Origin of the sequence: Haliscomenobacter sp. (genome assembly GCF_965225875.1) — a bacterium.
Lineage (GTDB): Bacteria > Bacteroidota > Bacteroidia > Chitinophagales > Saprospiraceae > Haliscomenobacter.
In genome coordinates this window covers 694,199-720,005 of record NZ_CBDDBS010000001.1, presented here as the reverse complement: position 1 = coordinate 720,005, position 25,807 = coordinate 694,199, and the positions used below count along the sequence as shown (strand labels likewise).

Below are 25,807 nucleotides of genomic sequence, written 5' to 3'. Positions count from 1 at the left end.
TGATAAAAAAAATGTCGCTTTGGTGCAAATCCTTAGTTGTAGCCCTACAACAAGCGCCTCTGCACGAACGCCATTAACGCCTTCACCTTTGGTGTATACGGCGGAAACAACACACTCAGCGTCCCAAAATTCCGCTTCACAACCGCCTTTTCATTCGAAAAAGCCACAAAGCCGTGAAAGCCCATGTATTTGCCGATTCCACTGTTGTTCACCCCACCAAAAGGTAAATTCGGGTTGCCAAAACCCAACATGTAGTCATTGATCACCGTGCCTCCCGCCGAGGTATTGGCCATGATGTAGTTGATGAAGCGTCGATTGCGAGCACCGATGTACAAGGAGAGCGGTTTTGGCCGTTTGCGGATGATTTGAACGACTTCTTCCTGGCTTGAAAAAGGCAAAACGGGCAGGATTGGCCCAAATATTTCCTCTTCCATGATCGCCATGTCATCGCTGATGTTGCCCAGAAGGGTAGGGGGTACAAACAGTTCCGCCTCATTCCAGGTACCGCCCAATAACTCCAATGCGCCCTTACTGATGGCATCGTCGTACAGGCGCCGCAAGCGCAGGTAGTGCCGGTGGTTGACAATGCGGCAATAATCCGGGTTGCTTTCCAGACTGGGTAAATCGGTATACAATCGCTTTAAGGATTTTTCAAAAGCACCTACAAAGGCGTCCATCTTGGACTCGTGCACCAGGACGTAATCGGGTGCAATGCAGGTTTGGCCATTGTTGAGGCATTTGCCCCAGGCCAGGTTGTAACTTAGTGTATCAATGGCAGCGGATGCGTCCAAAATAGCCGGGGATTTTCCTCCCAGTTCCAGCGTCACCGAAGCCAGGTTTTTGGCGGCAGCGGCCATCACGATTTTGCCAATCTGTGGACTTCCAGTAAAAAAGATGTGATCGAAAGGCAGCTCCAACAATGCCGTAGCCAAACTTGCATCTCCTTCTAACAAAGCCACCTCTTCTTCGGAGAACAACTTTTTGATGGCCTTCGCCATAAATGCAGCCGTATATGGCGTCAATTCCGAGGGCTTGATGATGGCGGTATTCCCGGCTGCAATTGCATAAACGAGCGGAGAAAAAGTAAGGTTAAATGGGTAGTTCCAGGGGGAAATGATCAAACTTACCCCTTTGGCTTCATACTCGATGTAAGAAGTAGTGCCCAGCAAAGTAATTGGCGTAGGTACTTTATGCGGCCGCATCCAACGGCGCAACTCGCGGCGGGCGTGTAGTGCATGGCTTCTCACCACTGCTATTTCCGACAACATCACCTCGACCTCGGCTTTGCGGAAATCCTGGTACATGGCATCCTTTAGCCCTTGCATTTCCTGCTCGTCGTCCATAAACTGGATCAGGCGATTCAGGCGGGCGATGCGCTCGGTAGCAGTAGTATTGGCTAGCTCAGGGGCGTATTGTTGTTGCTTTTCAAAAAGAGCCTGGATGTTTATTTGGCTGGCGGTGATGGTTTCCATGAGCTACAGAAATTATTGGAATTTTTCAATGTCGTACCCTTTCATGATTGTATCCTCGTAATTGCCAGGCATCAGGCGGGCAATGCTGTCCATGTAGCGGGCGTCTTTGCCAATCAGGACCCGTTTTTCCTTGCGTTCAATACCCTTGATGATACGTTTGGCGGCATCGGCGGCGCTGGTTTTGGCCATACGGTCGAAGACCTCCGAAAATTTATTGAGCCGTGCGGTTTGCTGGGTATCAATGTTCCGAACGATATTGGTTTTGATGCCACCTGGGTGGACGCAAGTTACGCTTACACTGGTTTTTGCCAATTCCTGGCGCAGCACTTCGGTAAAGCCACGTACTGCAAACTTTGCGGTTACGTAAGCCCCTTGATCGGGGTAAGCGGCAATGCCAAAAATACTGGATACATTGACCAAGGCAGCTTCTGGCCTTTCCCTTAAAAAAGGAATGAAGGCCTTGGAGCCATAAATGACCCCCCACATGTTGATGTTGATCACTTTTTCAAAAAGCTCGTAGGAAGTACTTTCAATTTTTTGCTGCAAGAGGGAAATGCCAGCATTGTTGATGACGATGTCGACCCCACCGAAGAGGTTCACTGTTTCCTGGGCGAAATGGTACATTTCCGTACGATCGGCTACACTAAAGGCCCGACCAGCTACCGTCCCACCTTGGGCTTCAACCAACTGAACAGTTTCTTGCAAGGTTTCTTCATTCCAATCGTTGAGCACAACACTCGCTCCCGCAGCAGCAAGCTGAAGGGCCAATTCCCGGCCCATTCCGGAACCCGCTCCGGTAATGACCGCTACTTTTTTAGAAAAATCTTTCACGCGCGACCTGATTTTAGCACAGGGCTGGGAGTTGGTTTGCCTCCCCAGCCCTGTGCTGACATGACCTGTCAATATTAGGTTTTTTCAGAGGAAATTTCAGGTACAGGGGCAGGTTTTTTTGAAAAAGACCAGACTAGTCGATACTTTCCAACACTTTTTGGATTTCTCTCAAGCTTTTGGGTTGATAAACCAGGTTGTAACTTTGTTTACTCTCTCCTATTTTGATGTCCTTCACCGCCAACATTGAACGCCCCTGGTCCACTTTGATTCCAATCAACTTGGCAGGCATTCCCTTCGGGATATTGTCTGAGAGGTATTCCCCCTGTAAGGTTTTGATTTTGACCGATAAAATGCTCGGCAAATGAGGGAAAACCAGCATCAAACGTTCTTCACTTGCATCGCTATCCTGAATGGCAATCTGGGTTAGTTGGGATTCTGGAGTGTCCATAAATTTATCACAATTGATCCATCCCAGGCGATTGACGGCGAAAAAATAGCGATCCAGGGTTTGTTGCGACAATTGGCCATCGCTGCTAACCCCTTTTTCGTACAATTCCTGCATCTTTTTTTGGTCTTGTTCCCGATTGGCGGCAGCATGGTTCGCTTCATTCAGGGCAGCTTGATAATTCTGAATATCACCATTGAGTGCTTCCTGGTAAAGGCTGACATAATTCAAACTGTCCTGAAAATATTTCTTCCACTGCATGCTATCGCGGCGGAAGTATTTTAGGTCCCGTTGGTAGTTTTTTACTTGTTTAGCATAGATTCGATCCTTTTGCACTTCGACTCTCTGCTTGTTGGTAAAGATTTTTTGAAAGAAATTTAAATGAACCTTGATGTTCTCACGGCGGGGTTTTTGTGGTAGGGTTCTTCTGGTCCTGGTATTCAGTTTAGGCCGAACAGGCTGTTTTACCAGTTGATTGATCGCTGTTTCTCTAAATATGGCAAATTGTCTTACTGCGTCCACTGACAAATCTTTGCCAGATGCAGCCAAAAGTGAAGTTGCTTTACGTTGGGTGGGGTTCCAGTTGAGGTGACCTTGGTGATGAGGGTCTTTGTCCCCCAGGAACAATGCCATAGCTGGATCAAATTGACCTTTCCGTATGGGCATCCCAACGCCAATTTCTTTTTGGGGCGCCAGCTGAAGTTCCTGCCCTTGAGCCAGGGCTTTAAGGTTTATCATACCTCCAGTGGCCAGTAATTTGTGGTTGGAAGAAGTACTCAGCCCAGCCATAAGCATGTCACTCAATCCATAATACTCCTGAATTTGCAAAGTTACCTCTCCTTCAGCTACTGGACTACCGTTGGCATAGACAAAGGCTTGAGCTGGAATCATCAAAAAAGTACCCTGATGGGTGAGTAAGCAGGTGGATTTAGTGCTGGAAATGGGATATGTATAGGTCTGGGTATGATCTAACTTGTTCAATAAACTTTGGAAACTTTCGCTAAAAACAGCCTGGATAAAGACATCAACCCGACGGTTTTTGGGGCGATTTTCAACTGTGTTGTTGTCCGCAAGGGCTTTCTGCTCTCCATAGTTGTTCAGTTTTGCATTTTGAGTTGCCAGGCCCAAGCTGTCGAGGTAGGCCAAAACCGCGTCCGCCCGTCGTTGCCCCAACGCCTGATTGTAAGCATTGCTGCCTTCATCGTCTGTATAAGCTTGAATGTTGATTTGATAACTTTCGGCACCACTCAGGTCCATGCTGGCCTTACTCAGGATTTTATAAGCTTCAGCAGAAAGCTGGTGCTGATCGGAGTTAAAATAAACGGTGTAGGTGAAATTTGTAGTTTGGGCACTTAGCACAAAGTTGGCCAATACCCCAAGGAAGAGCAAGTAACACCTCATGGCAATTTAGGTTTAGTGTGTTAGCGATTAATCATATAACACCAAAACCCGTTTAAATTACACCTAACTGAGTATTTTTTTAAAATTATTTATGGCCTGCGCAGTGGTTGCTTTAAAGATTCATAAAATGATTCGAGGTAATTGATCGCATCGCTACGCCCGGCAGCGCTCAAGGCCTTAAATCCTTTGATGTGATCAATCATCGCCTGGCGTTTGGATTCAAAAAGCGCTTTGGTCGAGGCTATTTCGGCGTCACTTTGGGTCAAACTCAGAAAAATGCGCTCGCGGATGCTAGTGAGTTTATAATCGGCATTGGGCAAGGCGTAACTGGCGTTGACAAAGCCTGAAAAGTCAAAGTCATAAGGAACGATAGCAGCCTTGCTCCCATCTTTAAACTTCAACATCTTTACGTTGCGCACCATTTGGATGGACCAGTCGGTATTGCCAATCATGTATTCAAACATGCAGGCCGCATTGACTTGCTCCATGTTGAAACTGTCTTTGGGAGTAGAAAAACAATCGTCGCATAGCTTGGCGCCATAACGTTTGGCCATGCTGCCTTCGTCTTCCATCAAAATTCCCCAACCACTGGATTTAGCCTTGGATTTGCTGTCGCGGTATTTGATTTCTACCAAATGCACCTTTAATGCATAAGGGCTGATCATTTGATACAACTTATAAGCCAGATATTCCCGCATCAAAAACTCTTTGCCTTCGAAGCCTTCCACACAATGGGTAATGAGTTTGAGCTCATCATCTTTGGCCAGGCCTGCTTTTTGCAAATCACCTTTGTTGAAATTGAGTTTGAGCGGTGGTAATACGCAAATGCGGCGGCGGAATTTCCCACGAGACCGTAGTTTGACCTCCCATTTTTGGACTTGCCCTGCGGCATCAGTAAAAGTTATGCTGGCAGGTTGGTACTCATTGGTCTTTTTTTGATCTTTGAGCAGGGTCATGTCCGTACTCAACTCCATTTCAAGTACATCGCCAAGGGCCATGAAGTCGAAAATGGTTTTGGTAGAGTCCTTTTTTTGGCCATACAACACGCTGCATCCAAGGATCAGGGTGCTAAAAAAGAGGAGTGAGTGTTTGGTCAACATGGGTTGCTGGATATTTCTTAGGAACAGAACTGAAATAAAGGTAAAGATGCAAAAAAGGCCAAACATTTTTTACCTGCTCAAAATTAATTTAGCGACCCAACTGAGTATCGTCGGTAATGACGATGCAGCAACTGCTTTGGATTAAGGGATTGTAATTCGGGGTTAATGGATAAATTTGCTTCATGATTTGGGTTTTGTGTGCATTAAATTGCCCTGGCCTGTCTGGGACTTTTATCCTGTTGACCCGGTAATACAAAAATAAAAGGATGCCCGGGCAGATGCACTACCAGTTACTCCACATTTGTTCCAACGCAGATTGGCCAATAGGGAGGTGATGGTTTTATTTAATTTGCTCAAAAATAATCTTTTGTGAGTTTGTTAAAACAGGTTTTATTATGCTAAAAGCTGCATTGCGCAAAGATAAATCACTATGGGCAGAAGTGTTGCAACAAGCATCCGACGCTCAACAATTTCAACTATGGTGGCTGGGTCAGAGTGGCTTTTTGTTGCAATGGCAGGGCAAGCGAGTACTTTTTGACCCCTACCTTTCCGACTCACTCACCCGCAAATATGCTCAGACCAACAAACCACACGTACGCATCAGCGAACGAGTCATTGACCCTATACTGCTTCATGACATTGATATTTTGACCTCCAGCCACAATCATACCGACCATTTGGATGCAGAGACCTTGCAGCCAATTTTGGCCAATAACCCGCAAGTCTCCTTTGTTATCCCGGAAGCCAACCGGGATTTTGTGGTAGAAAGGGTTGGGTGTGCACAGGACTTCCCTTTGGGATTAAACGACGGTCAAGACCTGCAACTGGGAATGTTCACCTTGCACGGTGTGCCTGCTGCCCACAATGAACTGGAAAGAGATGACCAGGGCAATTGCCGTTTTATGGGGTATGTGCTCGAATTTGGCTCCTGGAAAATTTACCACAGCGGCGATACGCTCTGGTACCCGGGAATGGTAGAGATCTTAAAACCTTTCCAAGTGGACATTGCCTTATTACCCATCAACGGCAATGATCCATCACGTGGTGTGGCGGGCAATTTGAACGCCCAGGAAGCAGTGGAGTTGGGGCTGGCGATTGGTGCTAAACTGGTGATTCCTCATCACTACGACCTATTTGAATTCAACACCGCCGATCCTCAAACATTCATTGACCTCGCCGAGAAAATGGGACAAGCCTATAAAGTACTCGCCCTCGGCGAAGCCATAAAAATTTAACATACTTAATTTCAGGCGCCTGTTTCGCATTTGCCAGAATAGTTTTAACTTGAACAGCAGTGAGCAACCAGCTTTCAGCCAAAGCATCCCCCTAGCTGATGGCCAATAGCTCACTGCTGACGGCTAAAACCATATTCCCATGGCTGAAACTTTTTGGCGTTTTACCAACGATACCGGACAACCTTACCTCATTGGCCTTTTTCACGGCGACAAAGACGGGCACCTGGTGGTGCACTGCAACTCCCGGGTTGTACTCGTTGATTTTAATGTACAACAATCTAAGGCCTATTCTTTTTTCATTGAAGAAGAACTTTGTGAACTAAAACTGGATCGAGAGGATACTGGATTTAAATATTCGTGTCAGATCAATGTAGATGCAGATACCCCGAAAAACCGTTGGCGAAAATCTACCGAACAGACCGAAAAAACCTACACCCAACGCGCCTGGTGGATTGCTGGCGGCACCTTTGTCTTCCTCATCATTTTGAGCATCTTATTAAGAAATGTCTTTTTTCCCAAAATCTGAATTATTTTTGCTGCACTATTAAGCATAAAAAGTAATTGGCCTTGAAGCATTTGGCACAACACATCGAGAGTTTGATTTTTACGGCGGATGCCCCCATTTCATTTACCGACATTCGAGCTTGTTTGGAAGAAACCTTTGGATTAGAATTCCACCAGGAAGAACTGGAAAAGGCGATTCAAGGGCTGATTGAAAAATATCAGGACGAATCCTTTGCTTTTGAACTGATCGAAATTAGCGAAGGTTACCAATTTTTGACCAAAGGGGCCTACCACAACACGGTTGGGACCCTACTCAAACAAAGAACCCGTAAACGCCTTTCGCGTGCAGCTTTGGAGACGCTGGCCATCGTGGCGTACAGGCAGCCTGTGTCAAAAACAGACATCGAAAAAATTCGTGGAGTCAATTCTGATTACGCCATACAGAAACTATTGGAGAAGGAACTTGTTTCTATTGTAGGCCGGAGTGAAGGCCCAGGTAAACCGCTCTTGTACGGTGCCGGGGATAAGTTTATGAATTATTTTGGGCTAAAAAGCATCAAAGACTTGCCACAACCCAAAGAATTTAAAGACCCGGAAAACCTCATCGGCGAACCTGAAGACATTGAAGAACTGGCGGAAAATGCCGCTGATCCAATTGAAGATTAAGCAATATGGAAGATTTGCTCGTAAACCGGGTGGCCAATAGTGGCTTGATTACGATAAACCTGGAAGATTTTTTCCCTGCTGGCGAAATTGCCCATTTCGATCTGGTCGATTACCTGTTCATGGGGCTGATTTTGAAGGAAAAAGATTTCCGGGAAGCGCTCAAAAACCACGACTGGACGCAGTACCAGGACAAGGTTTTATTGGTTTATTGCTCCAACGATTCCATTATTCCGGTTTGGGCCTATATGCTGGTGGCTACTTACGCGGAACCTTTCGCGAAAGATATTTTTCAAGGGGATGCCGACAATTATTATAAGGCGGCTTTCAACCGATCTTTGAGTCAAATCGATCCTGCCGCTTATGCTGGTCAACGCATCGTCATCAAAGGCTGTAGTGATAAACCTGTGCCACCTTCCGCATACCTGGAACTGACCCGTTTGCTCAAACCACATGTACTGAGCATCATGTATGGAGAGCCCTGCTCTACTGTACCCATTTACAAGCGGAAAGCGTAAACCACTTGGAGGTGTGGCCTGAGGCCGCAATTTTTTGTATCTTTGAGCCACTACTTATACTTTTCGACTATGCAAAAGGGACTTCGAATCTACGTTGCGGTAGCTGCCGCACTTTTTACCATTGCACTTTTGAGTTCTTACAGCGGCTTGCGTTCGGGCAACAATGGGGGAGATAACGATAGTTTGCCGCAAGTCATCAAAAGTGTGAACCTCAACCGCAAGTTCGATTTTGCAGGTGAAGTGGTGCCTACCGAAAGTTTCGATGTACGTGAACGGCTGGAAAAAGAACTGCTGATCAACTCTTACCTACACGCCAATACCCTGATCAACATTAAACGGACCGCACGGTATTTCCCCTTGATTGAAAAAGTATTGGCTGAAAACGACCTACCCAACGATTTGAAATATTTCCCGGTCATCGAAAGCAACCTCAGCAATGCCACTTCCTCGGCGGGGGCTAAGGGGCTTTGGCAGTTTATGAAAAGTTCAGCCGATTATTATGGTCTGGAAGTAAATGAAGAAGTGGACGAACGTTACCACGTGGAAAAAGCAACCCGAGCAGGGATCAAATACCTGAAAGACCTCAAAAAACGCTTTGGTTCCTGGGCACTAGTTGCCGCCGCCTACAATATGGGGCCAACCCGCCTCGCCAGCGACATCAAACTTCAACGCGCCGAGTCTTATTACCAACTCAACCTGCCCGACGAGACTTTACGTTATTTCTTTCGCCTAATCGCGGTCAAGGACATTTTTGAAAACCCCCAGCAATATGGCTTTTATCTCGACAACGACAATTACCCCCCTCTTGATAATTACAAAATTGTAGAAGTCAAAACGCCCATTTTGAGCCTGGGCGACTTTGCCAAAGAACACAATACCACCTATCGGATGCTCAAAATTTACAACCCCTGGCTGATTGACTCCAAATTGAGCAATCGGGCTGGAAAGTTGTATGAGATCAAAATCCCCAAGTAAAAATTTACGCAATGAATATATCTTGCCGCCGCAAGAAACATTCATACCGCGATGAAAAAATTCCTTTTGCTTTTTGGGCTATTTTTCAGCCTGATTTTCACTGGCATTGCCCAGGAAACCTTCACGAATCCTTTATTGCCCTCCGGTGCCGACCCTTACAGTTTTTACAAGGACGGCTACTACTATTATACCCATACCATGGGCAATCGATTGGGCATTTGGAAAACTAAAAACCTGGCCAACCTCAAAACAGCTCAGGCAAAAATCATCTGGACGCCTCCACCCGGCACGCTGTATTCCAAGGAAATCTGGGCCCCGGAAATTCATTTTATCCAGGGCAAGTGGTACATGTATTTCGCAGCTGATGATGGCGACAACAACCATCACCGCATGTATGTCCTGGAAAATGCTTCACCCGACCCCATGCAAGGCAATTGGGATTTTAAAGGAAAAGTGGCCGACGCCACCGACAAATGGGCCATTGATGGTGACGTTTTTGAGCACAATGGCCAATTTTACATGATTTGGTCGGGCTGGGAAGGTGACGTCAACGTACAGCAAAACATTTACATCGCCAAAATGAAAAACCCCTGGACGATTGAAGGCCCGAGGGTGATGCTTTCCGGTTCAGACTTCGACTGGGAAAAACACGGCGATTTGCCCGGTAATCCCAGCCATGTCAATGTCAACGAAGGACCGCAAATTTTGAAGCACGAGGATAAATTGTTGATCATTTATTCCGCCAGTGGGTGCTGGACCGATTTTTACGCATTGGGGATGTTGAGTGCGGATAAAAACGCGGACTTGCTCAATGCCAAAAGTTGGACCAAATCCCCTCAACCTGTTTTTAAAGCTTCCCCCGAAAATGGCGTTTATGCCCCTGGTCACAATTCATTTTTCAAATCGCCGGATGGCAAGGAAGACTGGATTTTGTACCATGCGAATGCCAAACCAGGGCAAGGTTGTGGCACTTTTCGGTCACCCAGAATGCAAAAATTCAGCTGGAATGCCGATGGTACACCCAATTTTGGCACCCCGGTAAAAGAGCAGGAGGTGTTAGCCATACCCTCTGGGCAAACCCGTGCCAGTGCAAAAGCCAAGCTGCCCCGAAACCCCATTTTTGAAGGTTGGTATGCGGACCCGGAAGGCGTGATTTTGGGCAACAAATACTGGATATTCCCAACTTTTTCAGCCAAATACAAAGCCCAGGTTTTTTTGGATGCTTTTTCTTCCAAAGATCTCGTAAACTGGAAAAAGCACCCGAGAATTCTCGACACCAACGCAATCAAATGGGCCAATATGGCCATGTGGGCTCCATCGATTGTAGAAAAAGACAAGCAGTACTTCCTGTTTTTTTCAGCCAATGATATCCAAAGTGCCGAAAGGAACAAAGTGAAAGACGATACCATGGGGGGCATTGGGATTGCGGTGGCCAATCGGCCCGAAGGCCCTTATCGAGATTATTTGGGAAAACCGCTGATCAATCACTTTTACAATAAAGCTCAGCCCATTGATCAATTCGTTTTTCAGGATAAAGACCAGCAGTACTACATCATTTACGGTGGCTGGGGACATTGCAATATTGGCAAACTCAATGCTGATTTTACGGCTTTGACACCCTTTCCAAATGGCGATTTGGTCAAAGAGATCACCCCGGAAGGTTATGTCGAAGGGCCGACGATGTTCATTCGCAATGGAAAATACTACCTCATGTGGTCGGAAGGTGGTTGGACCAACGGCACCTACAAAGTAGCTTATGCTATGGCGGATGGAGTGATGGGGCCTTTTAAAAAGATCGGCACGATTTTAACTGCCGATGAAAAAATTGCTACTGGTGCCGGACACCATTCGGTCATCAATATTCCCAATACGGATGAATGGTACATGGTTTATCACCGCCGCCCGATCCCCAATTTTGACAGAGACCACCGGGTGGTGTGCATTGACCGCCTTTACTTTAATGCCGATGGCACGATCAAAGATGTAAAAATGACCTTTGAAGGGGTGAAGCGAAAATTGAAATAAGGACCATCCTGCTGAATATTTTGCTCGGAGGACATCAATTGCCTCCTGTTTTAGCTGGAGGAGGGCGAGATAACTTGTTTTGGGCTTTAGCCCTAGCTCGAAAATTAAGACTTGGGCTGAAGCCCATTAAAAGGGCAAGTGCCCGTCCACGAGCTAAAGCACGTGGCAATTGATGTCCTTCGCTTCTCAAAAACAAAATCATTCGGTAGCGTGGGTAGCGATATTTTCTTTTTAGTTACCGTTGCAAAATCAACCGCAACCCCACCGAAGATTGTCGATGTTTGAGCCGAATCACATACATCCCTGAAGGATAACGCCCCAGATCCAGTGTCCAGTCCTGGAATGCTTGATCTGGAACAAAGGTTTCCAAGAGTTGGCCACTCATATTGTACAACTCCATGCTGGCCCCGTCGATAGCGGTAGAGAGGTGGATATTGACTTTACCTGTACTGGGTACGGGTTCCAGCCCGACATCCAGGTTGTTGATTTTTTGCAGGTTGCTTTGAAAAACGGTGAAGGCCCGCACCGGGGAAAAAATGGTAGCGCATAAAGTGGTGGCTTTTACCCGCCAAAAATAGCGACCAGGGGCTAAATCCTGAGCGCGTTGGTACTCCGTTACTTCCAGATTAGCCACCCAAATTGGGAACTTAAAAAGCGAATCGGAAGCTACTTCCAACTCGTAGCGCAAATTAGACCCCGTACCGCTCCAGGACAAACGCGGGCGTTGATCCAGGGTGACGGCTGAAGCCGCAGGTGTGTTGAGCACTGGGGTTGAAGGAGGTGAAGAAACTTCAAAATTGACCTTTACGCTGTCTCGTAGCTTATTTTGGTTGGTGTAAAAAGTAAGCTCATAGGTGCCCGGTAAGAGTTGCCGCAAATTTTTGGCCTTGGCCTGAAAGAAGACACCTGCTTTGATTTTGGCGGGGTCTTCACTAAAGGTCAGTGACAAGGGCAGGCGCGGAGAGAGCCGATAACTCAAGACTGCCGAGCCCTGATAACCATCTGCTGCTTTGAGGGAAAAAACCAAAGAATCAGCTTGGCATCTGGCCTGGAAATCGGGCAGAACCGAAGCCCGAATGCTGGGGGCAATGGAAAATTCCTGATAGGTATTGGCGAATTGGCTGGTATCACAAACATTGGTGCCCCACACTTTCCAGTAAAAAGTCCCTTTTAAATCCAGTCTTTCAATTTGATAAGTGGTATCAAAGGTGTTGTAACGCCCCACAATGTTTTTAAATCCTGGATCAGTTGCCAATAAGACCGAATACCGTTGTACAAAATTTGCTTTGTGCCAACTCAGTTGCACCGGTAAAGGCACCAGATTGTCGCCATTTTGGGGCTCCAAAGCTTTTACTTGACCGGGAGTTTGAACAACCTCCAACAAAATGAAGCGGGACAGTGTATCTGTACCGATAATGGCCTGCACCTTGATGGTTTGAAAGCCGGAAAGGGAAGCAGATTCGTTGCTGATTTCCAGGGTGGTTTTCGTGCCCGTAGTTGGATTGCTGCCAAATCTGGCTATGAGGCCTTTAGGTAAATCGGCTACCCTGAAACGCAGCGACAAGGCATTCGGGTTGTTCACCTGCAGATTCCAGGTCGCTTTCCCAATGCCACAAACCCGGCGAATTTCCTGATCAATGTTGATGTTGTTGCCACACTGGTAGTGCCAACGGCCCGGCATTTCCTCAAGACCAGCCCGGTCTGGGTCGAGCCATTCTTTTAGGCGGTTGGTTTGGCTAGTGCCTGCATCCCAGGAAGCATCGAAGCTGCCAAAAGAATCGTAACCAGTATTGCCACAGAGGGCGGTTCCACCATGTAGTTGACCCAACACCTGGCCTTTCAGGTTGAACAAAGGTGCCCCTGAAGAACCATCCTCAGTGCTGCCAATGTCCCAGCGGGGAATGATCAAATGGGAACCATTGGCGACTTGGGTAGAAGCCCCCCAATTGCCGAGATAGGTGCTTCGTCCCGAATAACTGAAGCGTTTTTCCTCACTACCTGCCTGATGAATGGTGACCACGCCGTCGTTGGGGGTTTGCATGGTGGCGTTCCAACCTGCGAAATAGGCATTGGCATCGGCTACGACTGGGTCGTCGAGTTCCAAAAGGGTAAAATCGGAATTGGCGTTGGTAGCCCTTTGGACCATTCCGGAATTAAAAATGGTGAATGCTCCATCGCCGGATGAAGCGTTGGCTACACTGCCGGGTTGGCGACAAAAACTATTTTGAAAATTCCAGTACACCACCAAAGAGGGCGCGTCGGAGGTGCGGCTTTGGCAGTGGCGTGCGGTTACAAAATAAGGTTTGCAGTCTTCCTTGCCATTGTTGACCAAATATCCAGTACAGATTGAAGTGCCTCTAATGCTCATTAATCCCACGGCCTGGGCTACATCCCGAAAGTTTTCGATTTGGGGATAACCATTGTTTTGTCCACAAAGGATATCGATATGGCATCCTGAGGAGCGAACAACACTCAGGTTCATAAAATCGTGGTTCACATAACTCAACTGTAAATTCAAATCCGATTTTTGACGGGTAGGCAAGGTGATTTCCAAAATAACCTCCTCACTTTCGATGATGGGGCTCCAAAATTCAGCATGGTCTTCATTGTCCGCACTGCGGAATGGACCAATTTTTTCTGCCGTTTTTCCATTGATCAAAAAGAATTCCGCACCAACAGGAAGGTAAAAATTGGTAAAACCAAAATTGAGCGAATATGCCCCAGTGGAACGTACACTCAAACGCCAACGGCTCGTGCCCGGAGTTGATTCTACCCAGACTCCACTGTTTTCTGGATTGTAATCTACCTCAATCGCTTTGGCAAATTGCGGAGCCCTTCCCATTTGCCGCAAATTAAACTCCTCTTCCTGCAAGGCAGCGTTGTTCTGAATCGGCATATTCACCCGGGGAACACGCCCAAACAAGGGGTGTTCCCATTGGTCTTTGGTCGGGAATTGCTGCGCGCTGAGTAAATTGCTGCAAAACAGTAAAAAAGCGAGGAGTAAAGTATGCTTCATAATACTTGAATTAATACAAAGGCTTTTAACCTAAAAATAATGCTTATTGCACGCCAAAGGTTGCCAGATAAGCCTTAAGTGTAGGTCGCCTGACAAAAGTAAGTCTTGATTCAACTTTTCCTGTATATTTAAGTTTATTCTGGAACTTGAATAAAAGTACAATCTTTTCTTCAAACGTTGGGGGCCGAACTTGGTACCCCTCGAACTACAAACTTTTACCCATGATCGTGGAAGACCACAACGTTGTTACCCTAAGTTATGAATTGCGGGAAGGCGGCCCCGAAGGAGAAATATTGGAGGTGATGAATGTTCATTATCCATTCAAGTTTTTTTGCGGTGGCGATCAATTGCTGCCTGCATTTGAAGAACAATTGCGCGGACTGAGAGAGGGCGAAGCTTTTGAATTTACCCTCCCTCCTGACCTCGCTTATGGCGACCTCGATCTGGATCAGGTGCTGGACATTCCACGTGATGTTTTTGAAGAAGAAGACAAAGGCGGCCTGGAAAATCTCCTCATTGAGGGCAATTTCATCCAATTGACCGACGAAGAAGGGGAACAGTTCAACGGCAAAATTTTGTCCTGGGACGAGGAGTTGGTCAAAGTGGATTTTAATCACGCCATGGCAGGTAAAACCTTGCACTTTAAAGGCGTTGTACTCAATATCCGCAAAGCTACTGTGGATGAACTGATCCGCAAACAGGTGGTGGAAGAAGATGGCGTACGTGGTTGGGATTGGGGAGTAAACTAAATTTTGGTATGGAACAGGCATTGAGTATTGATACACAATTGCGGCAGCGGGTTCAGCAACTTTTGGCTGGATTGTGCCAAGGTTTATACGAGCGGGAAGAGGCCATGAAATTGGCGCTACTCAGCGCTTTGGCGGGTGAAAGTATTTTTTTGCTGGGTCCTCCGGGAGTGGGCAAAAGTTTGATTGCCCGGCGGCTCAAACACGCTTTTCGGGATGGTGTTTCCTTCGAATATTTGATGAGCAAGTTCAGTACGCCCGACGAGGTTTTTGGCCCGGTTTCCATCAAAAAGCTCAAGGAAGAAGACCGCTACGAACGCATCACTGAGCGCTACCTGCCGGGAGCCAATGTGGTTTTTTTAGACGAAATCTGGAAAGCCGGCCCGGCCATTCAAAACGCCCTGCTCACAATCCTCAACGAAAAAATTTACCGCAACGGTGACCAGGACCTGCGGGTGAACATCCGTGGCATCATCACCGCCTCGAACGAATTGCCGCCGCGCAATGCCAGTTTGGACCCCATTTGGGACCGTTTTTTGTTGCGCCTGGAACTGGACAACATCCGCAAGTTCCAGAACTTCGTCAACATGATTGTGGATACCGAGGATGTGTACCAGGTGGATTTGCCCACCGAGCTGCAATTCAGCGAAGAGGAACTCAAACAATTCGACACGGCCATCAACGCCATCGAAGTGCCAGCCGAGGTGCTCAACAGCATCCAGGTACTCAAACTGCGCATCGACGAGCACAATACCCGCACCAACAACCTGGATAATCCCATTCCGATCCACGATCGACGCTGGAAAAAAATTGTACGCCTGTTGCGCACCTCCGCCTTTTTGAATGGCCGCAACCGGGTCGATTTGATGGATTGTTTCCTGATGATCCACTGCCTCTGGAGTCGACCCGAACAAAAAGAGCTGATCGAAGAAATGGTCACCGACGCCATTCGCCGCCACGGCTACAGCATGGCCGTCAACCTGAATCTGCTCAAACGGGAAGTGGAGGATTTTGAAAAAGACGTGAACGATGAAATTCGCGTCAAACACACCGTAGCGGAGGAGCAATTGCTGGTGGTGCAGGAGGATTATTACGAGCTGATCAAGGAAGACCAGCAGTTTGAAGGCTTCCTGGTGCAGGTCAAACAGTTCCGCCAACTCAACCTCGAAGACCTTCAAGTCATCAACCTCTACGATGGCAACCGCAACCTCGTGAACCGCCTGCGCGCCAAACAGGGCCTGGGCGAATTTACCATCGAAGTGAACCACAACGACCGCAGCTATACCTACGCCCTGCGCACCAAAAAAGGGGAACGCCAGGAAGTCATTTTCAAAAAGCCGCACCCCATTGTGCAAAAATACTGGGAGGAGCGCTTCGAACAAATCCGCAGCTACTTGCGCAAACAGGAGGAAAACCTGCGGAATAACCTGCCTGCGGAGTTGGAATTCCTGGAGCAAAATTTATTTGTGGAGGCTCGGTACGCTGAAGTGGTGAAGAGCAATTTGCGGGAAGTGCAGGAGGCTTTGCAGAAGGTGGGCTTGCAGTTGGAGAAGGTGCAGTTTAGTTATGGGGGGTAGGGTTAGGCTTTTATTAAATCAATGGATGGTTTATGGTAAAAGCCATTATCGCCTATTCGGAGAACTCTTTCATAGAGGAACTTACTTATACAGGATTGTGGTAGGGACTTCAACCTGTGGTATTTTTGTAATTCCCAGCCATTCGATGTTGCTCTTTCTGCATAACTTCTGCAGCTTCCGATGATCGAATTAATAGCATGTAGTTTTGTAACTTTTTTTTCCGCATGAAATCTTAAAGCTTCATTTGTGGCTTTATAGATAATTCCATAAATCTGACTAACAGAATAATCCTTTAACAAGTCTTTAATGGTTAAAATTGTCTTTTCTCCAACAGTATAATCCATTTTAAATGTGCTATCTATACTGTTTTTTAGATATTCAATACACTCGTAAGTTGCAACTTTCTCCCATAGCCGGTAGCCATTATGTAAGTCATGTATCTCGATAAAATCTGGGTTCATTAATCGGTTATAAACTTCTAAACCAGTGAGTAATTCGTCATAAACATTAGGGCTCCAAGATACTTGGTATGTGTAGTAACTAAATGAGCCTGTTTCTGAGTCAAGATCAACTATAGATTCTGGGTTTGATTCAGGATGTACGACCAAAACTCGAGTCTCACTAGATAAGTTATGCACTATTTCCTGTGTAAAGGTCTCATCGGGTGTAAGTTTGCACTGAAACAATTGGAAAGGCTTTATTAATTTAAAGTCTTCCGTCATCCCGTCTCTAATAATTGTACCAAGATAAACCCTTTGTTCAAAAGAAAGATCACCTAAATCTATTGGTTCATGTTGATTTAGTGATAAATGAATGGCGATTTGATCTTTTTTTTGCTGAAGGATAATTTTTTGATTTTTTTCTTCTATATCCCTACAATTCCTACAATTACATCTTTGATCATTTTTATGATTACAATTTGGACAGGCTCCGATTTTTAGCGCTCCTTGATAAGATGATTTAGATGGGTATTGAGCTAATAAAAAAACATCACAATAAGGACAAATAGCTTCCAGCTCAATTGGAGGGAAAATTTTATAAAGATTACTTGCTGATGTATTTACATTATATTCTTTTATTAAGGTGTTGATGTTCTCACCAGAATAGTATCGTTTTATGAGTTCGTTTAATTGTTCTGCGTTCAAATGCTGAATTCTGGGATCAATACGCATAAAATTATTTGTTTAAGAACAGTGTGTGGTTTGCTAGGAATATTTTTGTTTAACTGGGTTGAAAGCAAGCAATTTAACGAAAACGATATAAAAACTAAGTTAAATATGCAGGTTTTGTTGTTCATTTTTACAAAACTACGCCACCGCAAACCCTGTAAACTGCCTCACACTCTCCGGATGAAACCCAATGACAATATCCGAAGCAGGGACTCCTTTTTTGACCAATTCCTCGGCTACCAGGATATCCGTATTGTTGGCTAAAAGCCAGATTTTTCCATCAAGTTTGATTTGAAAATGAAAAACCACGCTGTGGATGAATTGCTTCTCATACCAGCCCGTTTCAACCAGCTGGAAGTGATTGTTTCTAGTATCGGTGATTACTTGAAACTCAATCCCGGGGATTGTTTTGCTATCGGCTTCTTCCTGGAGAAAAGCTTCCAGCACTTGCTGGTATTTTTTTATCTTCTTATCCATGATACAATGGTTTCCTCTGAAATATCGTAGACTAAAATTTTGACATTGAAATGCTCACAAATGGCTTCAATGTCAGGAGCTAAAAAGAAAGTACGATAAGCTTCTTCTGAAATAGCAAGAAATAATTCTCTTGTCATATCTCGCTCCTCCATAAAGAATCGATAAACACCATATTGCCCAAAAGCTGCATGAAAATCGTAAGTCATCGATGAACCCAAAAAACTCTTGATTTCTACCGCGATCAGCTCAGTGTCACGCTCAGCGGCAATGAATTTTTCAGCACCTAAATCTATTTCATAAGGCTTTCGACTTAGCCTACGAAGAAGATAAGGATCGTGGGTGATTGTCCATCCGTCTTTTTCAAGCGCTTTGCGTACAATCCTGTGATGTACATCTTTAGCCATAGGGTAAAGCTATTTCTTTTTTATCAAAAAATCAATTGCATAATTCTTCCGTTCAAACAGAGCACTACTCCAACCACCCCTTCAATTCCTCATCACCATCCCACACCTGTTTTGGCAAATACCCCTCAAAATTGGGCACCGATTGATCCGCTCCAGCCTCCAGCAGCATTTTGACAATGGCCTTGTATTGATCCAGATTTTTGCCTTCTGTGCTGCGCAAACCATGTACCGCCCAAAACAAGGGCGTCGATTTAAACTGATGGCAAAGCAAATTGATTTCAGCACCCGCTTCAATCAGTTTTTTGACCAGCTCAGGCCGCCCACACCAGGCCGCCCAATGCAGAGCCGTACCCCCGTGACAGCCCTGGTGCCCAATATTAGCCCCCGCCTCGATGTACAACAAGGCAACCTGATCCGCGTGTAAACTAGCTGCGGCCACCAGTGGCGTATCCTTCAGCAGTTGAGGGTAATTGCCATCGACTTTGGCGCCATGTGCCAGAAACAGCTCCGCCATTTGCCGCCCTTGTTCATCGGAATACACCTTGTGAAAAACGCCATCACAAATCCGGTGCAGGGGGTGCGCCGCTGCGCCTCCTATGTGCTCAATTGAGATTTCGGTATTGGCCAAAGCAGGGTTTTGGGTCAGGGCAGATTGAATGCCAGCCAGGTCTACATTTTTTATCAACTCGATCATACGCGGTGATTAATTTTTTCTCAAAAAAACAAAAAATATCAGAAAGAATCAATTGCTTGTATTTTTTGTTTTAATTTCTTGATCGAAATCAATTTATCACAGGCTCAACACTTTTTACTGCTATTCGTTTATGCAAATATGAATCAGACCCAACTGGAGCAAGAATACGAACGCTTTATCGAATTTGGCAGCATCCTGGATCGCAAGATGCGGCGCTACCTCGTGCAGTACCTGCAAAACAAACTCAGCCCGGGCTCGTACAGCATCCCCGAACTGAAGGACGAGTATTTTCGCTACTTCCAGGCTGCGCTCGATCAACTGTTTGCCTTGCGCGACCTCTTGCCCATCTGCCAGCGCAACCAGCGCATTTCACAGCAGGTAGTGTTGGATACGCTGTTTTGGTTGCGCAAGACCTACGACAAAATGCGGCACAAAAACCCTTACCAGGAAGACCTCAACCGCATCGACAATTGGGCGATTACCCCGCTGCACCTCTTCGTCAAACGTTGGCCCATTCTGATCACCTACCTGGAAAACCACTACCGCCGCGAGGATTTGGATGCCCAGTTTTACAAACAACGCTTTCAAACCCTCATTGGGGAAAAAGCCCTGGAGGACATTCCCGCCGATGAACGCCAACGTGTGGAAATCCTGCTGACCGACCTGCTCGCGCAATGGGATGCCTTGGTGCAAGCCCGGATTCTGGAGTACCAAATCTCCAAATTGGGCGAAGAACTGGACAATTACCTCAACCTGCTCGATGCCAAGGTGCAGGAATACCAAAAACTGCTGCAACTGATCAGCCCTTTCTCCGATTACCTGGGCTGGGACATGTCGCGCTCACTTTGGGAAGACAGCTCTTTCGACGTCATCCAACAGTACCAGGAATTGCTGGAAGATGAAAAATCCATCCAGGAATTGGCCGATTTGTTGGGCAACTTGCGCGAAGCTGAAATTGAAATGGAGGAGGAAACTTTTGAAAAAACCATCATTCGCCAGGAATGGATCACCGACGAACTGACCCCAGCAGAGATCACGGGCATCAAAGAAAGTGGCGATTTGAATCACCTGCTGAGTTCGGAAGCTGCGCTGCTGGGAGATGCCAGTACCGAAGACCTTTTTATGCACAAATGGCTGGGCAAAAACCTGCTCACCCTCCAGTTTGAAGACCGCCGCCTGCAACCCAGCAATGAAAACTACACCGAGGTCCATCAACGCATCAAGCAACGGGAAAAAGGCCCTTTCATCGTGTGTGTGGACACCAGCGAGTCGATGATGGGCCGCCCCGAACAAATCGCCAAGGTGCTTTGCCTGGGCATCCTGAAAATGGCTACCCGCGAAAACCGCCGGGCTTACCTGATCAATTTTTCCATTGGCATCAAAACCCTGGATTTGTACGATATCGCCAACTCCATTGATGCCCTGGCCAAGTTCCTGCGCATGTCTTTCCACGGCGGAACCGACATTTCACTGCCCCTCTACGAAGCCATCCGCCAACTCAAAACCCAGAACTACCGCGATGCCGATGTGCTGGTCATCTCCGATTTTATCATGTACCGGGTGGATCAAAAAGTACTGGAAGAGGTGCGTTATTTTCAGCAAAACAACGCGACTCAATTTCACAGCCTTACCTTGTCCAATGATCCTAACACGGAGCTGTTGAGTTATTTTGATACGAATTGGGTGTATGACCCGGCAAAAAAAGGGGTGGTGAAAGAGTTGACTAAAGTATTACATGGTGCCTAAAAAATGGATGTGCTAACGAATTCTGTTTCATCTCCTGCGAATTCTAATCAGGAATATTTTAATTTTAGTGCCAGTGTACTTTTGTAGGGTACTCAAAAACACTGGCATGAAAAATAGTAAAACCTGGAACCTGAACCTCTTGTTCACTTTTGCCTTTCTTTGGCTCTCTATTGCTGGATCATTTGCTCAATCCTCGAACAGACCTAGTCCGATTTCCTCTCGCGATCAGTTCATTCAACAAATTGCTCCTTATATCGATGGAAGGGAAGAGATAAAAGAGGTATCACGAACTTCTCCTGACTACTACCGTTGGTTGACTCTAGTCTCGCTTGATAAAATCACGAATCAATGGTTGCAAGATGCTCATTATTCAAAAAGTATTCCTTCGAATTGGGCTCGATTTTTATATTCAGGGCACATGGCGGATTCACTGGATATGCTGGGGGAACATATATTTTACCGTCAGCAACTTCATCCAGTTTTAGGGTTTATGTACCATGATACCACATCCTTACTTTTGTCTCTCCTAGATAGGGATACTGTAGTTTTTTTAATCAATAGAGTACTTTGGAATGGACCAACGGATGGAAATTTAATCAAACTGCACCTCCTATTTAAAGACGAGAAAAAAATGCCATTTGTTATCGATATAATGTCTGAGCACAGAGGATCGAGAAGCCAAAAACTTCCTGCCAAAATCAAGGGGGCCTTTTTTTATCCGGAGTCCCACTCAAAACTAAAAAATGCCATTGCTGCTGAGCTGAAAGAAGGGTCTTTGATGGTGTTCAATCGTGAATGGTCAATTATCCACCAAAGTGAAATTGATGCGATTGTCGGACCAGCTTATCGCATTTTAGCCAAAAATAAAGAAACCCAGGAGCTCGGTTATTTCACCATTCGGATCGTAGGATCACCCGGAATTACCTGGCAGTTGAGTTTATTTCAGCCCGAGCAGAAAACCTATTTTGTTATCGGCGAAAAAAAGATGAAAGACTCTTACAAGTACCAACGATTAGCCAAAAAGATCTTGTACTACCTAGCCATAATAATCGGGGGGGGATCTGTGCTGATTCTGGTCATAGTTTTCTTTGTCCAACGCAGGCGCAAGCACCAACAATTGCGCACCCAAATGGCTTTGAGCGGCCTACGTGCCCAACTCAACCCCCATTTTTTATTCAATACCTTAACTTCCATTCAAGACCTGGTCAATCAAGAAAACAAATCCGCTGCCAATCGCTACTTCAACGAAATGGCGCAACTTTTGCGCTACGTGGTGGATGGTTCCGCAGAAGAGTACACCAGCCTGGCTGCTGAATTGGCGGCACTCGAAAAATACTGTTCCCTGGAAGCCCTGCGCACTCCCTTTAACTACCATTTTGACATCCGGCCTGAGATCGATCTGCAAAACATCGAAATCCCCACCATGCTCTTGCAACCTTTTGTAGAAAACGCCATCTTGCATGGGCTACGGCCAAGCTCAATTCCCAAAGACCTCCAGATCAGCATCTGGCCAGAGGGCGAATATCGGATTGGCATCTCCATCATCGACAATGGAATTGGCATTGACGCCGGGGAGGCGAGCCTTCAGCATAACACCCTAAAGCGCAGCCACCAAGGCATTAACACTACCCGCAAACGCATCGAGCTACTGAACATCGGCAAAAAACAAAAAATCACCCTCACCATTGCCGACCGCAGCCAGCTCAAAGCCAAGCAAAAGGGAACCCTTGTGCAACTGTCAATCCCGGTATAAACCCAAGAATGGGTATGCGTGTGAAGTGTGAAAGTGTGAGTGTGGTGGCCTTCCACCGTCCAGAAACTTACGCCAACCCACGGATTTATCCGTGGGAGGCCACCATAAAACCCACCCCACGAATTTATTCGTGGGACACCAATCCGCGGATTTATTCGTGGGGAAAAACCAAAACCAATGATCCGAACCCTCCTCATCGACGACGAAGCCCACAACCACCGCGAACTCTCCCGAGTCCTCGCCGAAACCTGCCCCCAAGTCCACATCCTCGGCCAGGCCTACAGTGCCGCTGAGGCCAAAATACTGTACCAAAACCAAACCCCTGACCTCCTATTCCTCGACATCGAGATGCCCGGCGGCAACGGCTTCCAGTTCCTTGAATCCATCCAACCCGTGCGCGCCGAAGTCATTTTTGTCACCGCTTACGACCAATACGCCATTCAAGCCATCAAGTTTGCGGCCCTAGACTACCTGCTCAAACCCGTCAATCCCAGTGAGTTAAAAATAGCAGTAGAGCGAGCCCAGCAAAAAATCCAGGCACGCTGGGGCAACCAACAGCTCCAAGCCTTGCTCGACAACCTCCGCAATCCCCAGCAGCAGCCCAAAATTGCCCTGCCATCCCTTGATCGGGTTGATTTTGTGGAGCCTGATCAAATCATTCGTTGCCAGTCCGACAATACCTACACCCATGTGTTTTTGGAAGATGGCAGCAAATTGCTGATTTCCAAAACCCTACGCGAGTTTTCAACCCTGCTGACTGAATACGGCTTTCTGCGCACCCATCAGTCGCATCTGGTCAACCGCAAGTACATCCGCTCGTTGCTCAAACGCGACGGGGATGTACTGTTGCTGAGCGATGGTACGGAGGTGCCCGTTTCGTTGCGGCAAAAAGGGGAAGTGCTGGCGGGCTTGAAGTAAGAAGAAGGTAAGAACACACGACTCTCATTTTTTGGCATCTCCATTTTGGGGATGTCTTTTGTATTTTAGGGGCTCAATGAAATGGGGGGAATACTCAGTGGATGGGGGGAAGGTATCAAATGCTGAATTGCGACAAAGCAGGTAGATGATATTTGTAGAAAATAAAAAATATGAAAAGGAATCGGATCAGTTTATTGCTCATCTTCTTAGCCTGCCCATTTTTTCTGTTTGCTCAGTTAATGGAAGAAAGCCCCACTTGGCCAGACGTAAATATCTCTGGGGAAGTTGAAGGAGGCTGGGATTATGAAGGAACTTCTTATAGCTTACACCTTTATCGACACTGTTTATGGCGGGATAATCAAATGTGGCCCTATCACCGTATTGCCAGAAAAGGAGACACAACTCTGCTTTCCGTTATTTTTCGAGGAGTGCTTTGTGAGCTTGAATTAATTCCCCAAGGGTATGATTTTCTCAAAGTCCGCTGCCAGACGGGTTTCTTCTTTCTACCGGCAGGAGTATTAGAAGAAGAATTTATTACACTAAAAAGGTTGAACCCTGGGCCGATGACTCCTCGGGAGTTTAGGGAAAGGGCTATCAATTATAGCCGTACTACCAGCTCACGACTCCCTTTCGGGTACCATGAAAACATCAACATTCCACAACGAATACTATCAGAAGACTGGGTTAAAAATGCGAAACAGTTGGAGACAATCCCATCAGCACTGTTAGGGTATTGGCAAGAAATAAAGAAAGGTGTAGAGGGGCAAAAGGGAATAGTGGCTTTTTTCCCTCGTGGGATTTTGACCGCTCAATCGGAAAGAAGTATGTATCCGGTTCACTACTCGGAATTGTCCAGACTGTACAAATTCCAAAACATCTATGCCCTGAGCACAACAATTGAAAGTTATCCATCCGAAGGAGAAATGTGGTTGAAATACCAGAATGATACTCTTACCATTCATAATATCAGTTGGGGGTCAGATTTTGGCAACGCCCCTAGAACTTTTATTCGGAAAAATCGCTTGAAGCCAACTACCCTTCCTGCCTCTCTACAAAAAAAATATCCCGAGTTCAGAGAAGGTTTTTACCCTGAGGTTTCAACTATTGATCCCCCAGAAAACGTCCAGATCGTAGGCGATCAATTGATTTTTAGCGGGTATCGTTTAAACATTACCAAAGTATATAAAAACGAGAATCGTTATGCTATAAATGGAGCTAATAAAGTCAACTACGATGTTTTTGCGGTAGACCCGAAGGCCCAGAAAGAATATTTTTTTGCATTGCTTTTTAATCAAAAAAAAGGTTCTTATTTTCTGTATGCCTTCGGCATACATATGCGGGCTGGCGATGGTACGCTTCAAATATACCCATGGGTTTTTGAAATCAATGGAGGCCTTTATACGGCAAGGAAAGTCTTTCAAATCGTAGTTGCTATTCTGACTCCGGTTTTGTTCTTACTCGCTCTACTCTTTCTCCGCAACCGCCGCAACCGCCGCCAACGCCAACAAGCCCAGCTCGCCCTGCGCGGCATCCGGGCCCAACTCAACCCTCATTTCCTTTTCAATGCCCTGGCCTCCATCCAATCCCTGGTCAATCGCAACGATCAAGAGGGCGCCAATCGTTACCTCAGTGGCTTTTCCAAACTCTTGCGGCATACCCTCTACCATTCGGAACAGGACTACATCAGTTTGGAAGAGGAGTTGGCATACCTGCGGCAATATTGTGAATTGGAGTCCTTGCGTAGCCCTTTTGAGTACACCATTAAAGTAGCTGAAAACTTAGATGTATTCAACACCGAAGTTCCCAGCATGCTGCTACAACCCTACGTGGAAAATGCTATTTTGCACGGCTTGCGCGAGCATCCCGGGCAGCCAGAGCTGGAAGTTTGGATTCACCAGCAGGGCAAAAACCTGCGCTGTGAAATCACTGACAATGGCCAGGGCATCAAAGCAAGTCAGGAGCACAAAAGCCCAAGCGATTTTGCGCCCAAATTGCACGGCATGAGCCTGAGCGCGGAACGGATTCGCTTGTTGAATTTGCGCTTGCGCAAAAAAATCACCCTGGAAGTGGTCAATCGTCGGCAAAGCGAAAAACAGCCTGGTACCCGTATCATCATCAACATCCCCCAATAAACCATT

21 protein-coding genes and 1 pseudogene are annotated in these 25,807 nt (G+C 46.4%); 13 read left to right on the top strand and 9 right to left on the bottom strand.

Annotated elements, in window-relative coordinates; translation table 11 throughout:
* Nucleotides 1-44 precede the first annotated feature (44 nt).
* The 4 genes from ACO08K_RS02820 to ACO08K_RS02805 all read right to left on the bottom strand — a co-directional run bounded on the left by ACO08K_RS02820 (nucleotide 45) and on the right by ACO08K_RS02805 (nucleotide 5,249).
* The gene (locus ACO08K_RS02820; RefSeq protein WP_421794873.1) at nucleotides 45-1,472 is read right to left on the bottom strand and encodes an aldehyde dehydrogenase family protein; all 1,428 of its coding nucleotides are present in this window, start codon (nucleotides 1,470-1,472) and stop codon (nucleotides 45-47) included.
* Nucleotides 1,473-1,484: 12 nt separating this feature from the next.
* Nucleotides 1,485-2,303, bottom strand: a complete 819-nt coding sequence (locus ACO08K_RS02815; RefSeq protein WP_421794872.1) for an SDR family NAD(P)-dependent oxidoreductase — start codon at nucleotides 2,301-2,303, stop codon at nucleotides 1,485-1,487.
* A 133-nt stretch (nucleotides 2,304-2,436) separates the two neighbouring features.
* Nucleotides 2,437-4,149, bottom strand: a complete 1,713-nt coding sequence (locus ACO08K_RS02810; protein WP_421794871.1) for an OmpA family protein — start codon at nucleotides 4,147-4,149, stop codon at nucleotides 2,437-2,439.
* An 89-nt stretch (nucleotides 4,150-4,238) separates the two neighbouring features.
* Nucleotides 4,239-5,249: a hypothetical protein gene (locus ACO08K_RS02805; RefSeq protein WP_421794870.1), complete on the bottom strand. Its 1,011-nt coding sequence runs from the start codon at nucleotides 5,247-5,249 to the stop codon at nucleotides 4,239-4,241.
* A 395-nt stretch (nucleotides 5,250-5,644) separates the two neighbouring features.
* On the opposite strand from ACO08K_RS02805, the gene ACO08K_RS02800 reads away from it, so the two are divergent.
* From ACO08K_RS02800 to ACO08K_RS02770, 7 genes and pseudogenes are all read left to right on the top strand, one after another.
* The gene (locus ACO08K_RS02800) at nucleotides 5,645-6,484 is read left to right on the top strand and encodes an MBL fold metallo-hydrolase (RefSeq protein ID WP_421794869.1); all 840 of its coding nucleotides are present in this window, start codon (nucleotides 5,645-5,647) and stop codon (nucleotides 6,482-6,484) included.
* 139 nt (nucleotides 6,485-6,623) lie between these two features.
* On the top strand, nucleotides 6,624-7,010 hold the full coding sequence (locus ACO08K_RS02795; RefSeq protein WP_421794868.1) for a hypothetical protein: 387 nt from the start codon (nucleotides 6,624-6,626) through the stop codon (nucleotides 7,008-7,010).
* A 41-nt stretch (nucleotides 7,011-7,051) separates the two neighbouring features.
* The gene (gene scpB, locus ACO08K_RS02790) at nucleotides 7,052-7,654 is read left to right on the top strand and encodes an SMC-Scp complex subunit ScpB (protein ID WP_421794867.1); all 603 of its coding nucleotides are present in this window, start codon (nucleotides 7,052-7,054) and stop codon (nucleotides 7,652-7,654) included.
* A 5-nt stretch (nucleotides 7,655-7,659) separates the two neighbouring features.
* On the top strand, nucleotides 7,660-8,169 hold the full coding sequence (locus ACO08K_RS02785) for a DUF2480 family protein (protein WP_421794866.1): 510 nt from the start codon (nucleotides 7,660-7,662) through the stop codon (nucleotides 8,167-8,169).
* A 69-nt stretch (nucleotides 8,170-8,238) separates the two neighbouring features.
* Complete coding sequence (locus ACO08K_RS02780) at nucleotides 8,239-9,144, top strand: lytic transglycosylase domain-containing protein (RefSeq protein ID WP_421794865.1); 906 nt, start codon at nucleotides 8,239-8,241, stop codon at nucleotides 9,142-9,144.
* A 51-nt stretch (nucleotides 9,145-9,195) separates the two neighbouring features.
* Nucleotides 9,196-10,215, top strand: a pseudogene (locus ACO08K_RS02775) (family 43 glycosylhydrolase); the annotation flags it as partial.
* Nucleotides 10,198-11,169 carry a glycoside hydrolase family 43 protein gene (locus ACO08K_RS02770; protein ID WP_421794936.1) on the top strand — a complete coding sequence of 324 codons (972 nt, stop codon included), beginning with the start codon at nucleotides 10,198-10,200 and terminating at the stop codon, nucleotides 11,167-11,169. The pseudogene ACO08K_RS02775 and the gene ACO08K_RS02770, both read left to right, overlap by 18 nt.
* A gap of 235 nt (nucleotides 11,170-11,404) precedes the next feature.
* Here ACO08K_RS02770 and ACO08K_RS02765 read toward each other — a convergent pair whose 3' ends face one another.
* Nucleotides 11,405-14,185, bottom strand: a complete 2,781-nt coding sequence (locus tag ACO08K_RS02765) for a T9SS type A sorting domain-containing protein (protein ID WP_421794864.1) — start codon at nucleotides 14,183-14,185, stop codon at nucleotides 11,405-11,407.
* Nucleotides 14,186-14,406: 221 nt separating this feature from the next.
* Between ACO08K_RS02765 and ACO08K_RS02760 the strand changes: the two genes are divergently transcribed.
* Together ACO08K_RS02760 and ACO08K_RS02755 are read left to right on the top strand one after the other, a co-directional pair.
* The gene (locus ACO08K_RS02760; RefSeq protein WP_421794863.1) at nucleotides 14,407-14,934 is read left to right on the top strand and encodes an FKBP-type peptidyl-prolyl cis-trans isomerase; all 528 of its coding nucleotides are present in this window, start codon (nucleotides 14,407-14,409) and stop codon (nucleotides 14,932-14,934) included.
* A gap of 8 nt (nucleotides 14,935-14,942) precedes the next feature.
* Nucleotides 14,943-16,508, top strand: coding sequence for an AAA family ATPase (locus ACO08K_RS02755; RefSeq protein ID WP_421794862.1), 1,566 nt, complete (start codon nucleotides 14,943-14,945; stop codon nucleotides 16,506-16,508).
* 2 nt (nucleotides 16,509-16,510) lie between these two features.
* Here ACO08K_RS02755 and ACO08K_RS02750 read toward each other — a convergent pair whose 3' ends face one another.
* The 4 genes from ACO08K_RS02750 to ACO08K_RS02735 form a co-directional block, all read right to left on the bottom strand.
* The gene (locus ACO08K_RS02750; protein ID WP_421794861.1) at nucleotides 16,511-17,680 is read right to left on the bottom strand and encodes a hypothetical protein; all 1,170 of its coding nucleotides are present in this window, start codon (nucleotides 17,678-17,680) and stop codon (nucleotides 16,511-16,513) included.
* A 135-nt stretch (nucleotides 17,681-17,815) separates the two neighbouring features.
* Entirely contained in the window at nucleotides 17,816-18,154 is a 339-nt protein-coding gene (locus tag ACO08K_RS02745) for a XisI protein (RefSeq protein WP_421794860.1), read from the bottom strand.
* Nucleotides 18,139-18,558, bottom strand: a complete 420-nt coding sequence (locus tag ACO08K_RS02740) for a XisH family protein (protein ID WP_421794859.1) — start codon at nucleotides 18,556-18,558, stop codon at nucleotides 18,139-18,141. Before ACO08K_RS02740 ends, ACO08K_RS02745 begins: the two co-directional genes overlap by 16 nt.
* A 64-nt stretch (nucleotides 18,559-18,622) precedes the next feature.
* Nucleotides 18,623-19,252, bottom strand: coding sequence for an ankyrin repeat domain-containing protein (locus ACO08K_RS02735; RefSeq protein ID WP_421794858.1), 630 nt, complete (start codon nucleotides 19,250-19,252; stop codon nucleotides 18,623-18,625).
* Between the two features lie 138 nt (nucleotides 19,253-19,390).
* On the opposite strand from ACO08K_RS02735, the gene ACO08K_RS02730 reads away from it, so the two are divergent.
* From ACO08K_RS02730 to ACO08K_RS02715, 4 genes are all read left to right on the top strand, one after another.
* On the top strand, nucleotides 19,391-20,998 hold the full coding sequence (locus ACO08K_RS02730) for a VWA domain-containing protein (RefSeq protein WP_421794857.1): 1,608 nt from the start codon (nucleotides 19,391-19,393) through the stop codon (nucleotides 20,996-20,998).
* A gap of 652 nt (nucleotides 20,999-21,650) precedes the next feature.
* Nucleotides 21,651-22,751 carry a sensor histidine kinase gene (locus ACO08K_RS02725; protein WP_421794856.1) on the top strand — a complete coding sequence of 367 codons (1,101 nt, stop codon included), beginning with the start codon at nucleotides 21,651-21,653 and terminating at the stop codon, nucleotides 22,749-22,751.
* Nucleotides 22,752-22,928: 177 nt separating this feature from the next.
* Nucleotides 22,929-23,669: a LytR/AlgR family response regulator transcription factor gene (locus ACO08K_RS02720; protein WP_421794855.1), complete on the top strand. Its 741-nt coding sequence runs from the start codon at nucleotides 22,929-22,931 to the stop codon at nucleotides 23,667-23,669.
* Nucleotides 23,670-24,370: 701 nt separating this feature from the next.
* Nucleotides 24,371-25,801, top strand: coding sequence for a histidine kinase (locus ACO08K_RS02715; RefSeq protein ID WP_421794854.1), 1,431 nt, complete (start codon nucleotides 24,371-24,373; stop codon nucleotides 25,799-25,801).
* The last annotated feature ends 6 nt before the right edge of the window (nucleotides 25,802-25,807 follow it).

What these genes read in the sequence shown, in the direction of transcription:
- ACO08K_RS02820 (WP_421794873.1), bottom strand. Translation starts at nt 1,472, where the DNA reads ATGGAAACCATCACCGCCAGCCAAATAAACATCCAGGCTCTTTTTGAA.
- ACO08K_RS02810 (WP_421794871.1), bottom strand. Translation starts at nt 4,149, where the DNA reads ATGAGGTGTTACTTGCTCTTCCTTGGGGTATTGGCCAACTTTGTGCTA.
- ACO08K_RS02805 (WP_421794870.1), bottom strand. Translation starts at nt 5,249, where the DNA reads ATGTTGACCAAACACTCACTCCTCTTTTTTAGCACCCTGATCCTTGGA.
- ACO08K_RS02800 (WP_421794869.1), top strand. Translation starts at nt 5,645, where the DNA reads ATGCTAAAAGCTGCATTGCGCAAAGATAAATCACTATGGGCAGAAGTG.
- ACO08K_RS02795 (WP_421794868.1), top strand. Translation starts at nt 6,624, where the DNA reads ATGGCTGAAACTTTTTGGCGTTTTACCAACGATACCGGACAACCTTAC.
- ACO08K_RS02785 (WP_421794866.1), top strand. Translation starts at nt 7,660, where the DNA reads ATGGAAGATTTGCTCGTAAACCGGGTGGCCAATAGTGGCTTGATTACG.
- ACO08K_RS02780 (WP_421794865.1), top strand. Translation starts at nt 8,239, where the DNA reads ATGCAAAAGGGACTTCGAATCTACGTTGCGGTAGCTGCCGCACTTTTT.
- ACO08K_RS02765 (WP_421794864.1), bottom strand. Translation starts at nt 14,185, where the DNA reads ATGAAGCATACTTTACTCCTCGCTTTTTTACTGTTTTGCAGCAATTTA.
- ACO08K_RS02760 (WP_421794863.1), top strand. Translation starts at nt 14,407, where the DNA reads ATGATCGTGGAAGACCACAACGTTGTTACCCTAAGTTATGAATTGCGG.
- ACO08K_RS02755 (WP_421794862.1), top strand. Translation starts at nt 14,943, where the DNA reads ATGGAACAGGCATTGAGTATTGATACACAATTGCGGCAGCGGGTTCAG.
- ACO08K_RS02750 (WP_421794861.1), bottom strand. Translation starts at nt 17,680, where the DNA reads ATGCGTATTGATCCCAGAATTCAGCATTTGAACGCAGAACAATTAAAC.
- ACO08K_RS02745 (WP_421794860.1), bottom strand. Translation starts at nt 18,154, where the DNA reads ATGGATAAGAAGATAAAAAAATACCAGCAAGTGCTGGAAGCTTTTCTC.
- ACO08K_RS02740 (WP_421794859.1), bottom strand. Translation starts at nt 18,558, where the DNA reads ATGGCTAAAGATGTACATCACAGGATTGTACGCAAAGCGCTTGAAAAA.
- ACO08K_RS02735 (WP_421794858.1), bottom strand. Translation starts at nt 19,252, where the DNA reads ATGATCGAGTTGATAAAAAATGTAGACCTGGCTGGCATTCAATCTGCC.
- ACO08K_RS02730 (WP_421794857.1), top strand. Translation starts at nt 19,391, where the DNA reads ATGAATCAGACCCAACTGGAGCAAGAATACGAACGCTTTATCGAATTT.
- ACO08K_RS02725 (WP_421794856.1), top strand. Translation starts at nt 21,651, where the DNA reads ATGTCTGAGCACAGAGGATCGAGAAGCCAAAAACTTCCTGCCAAAATC.
- ACO08K_RS02720 (WP_421794855.1), top strand. Translation starts at nt 22,929, where the DNA reads ATGATCCGAACCCTCCTCATCGACGACGAAGCCCACAACCACCGCGAA.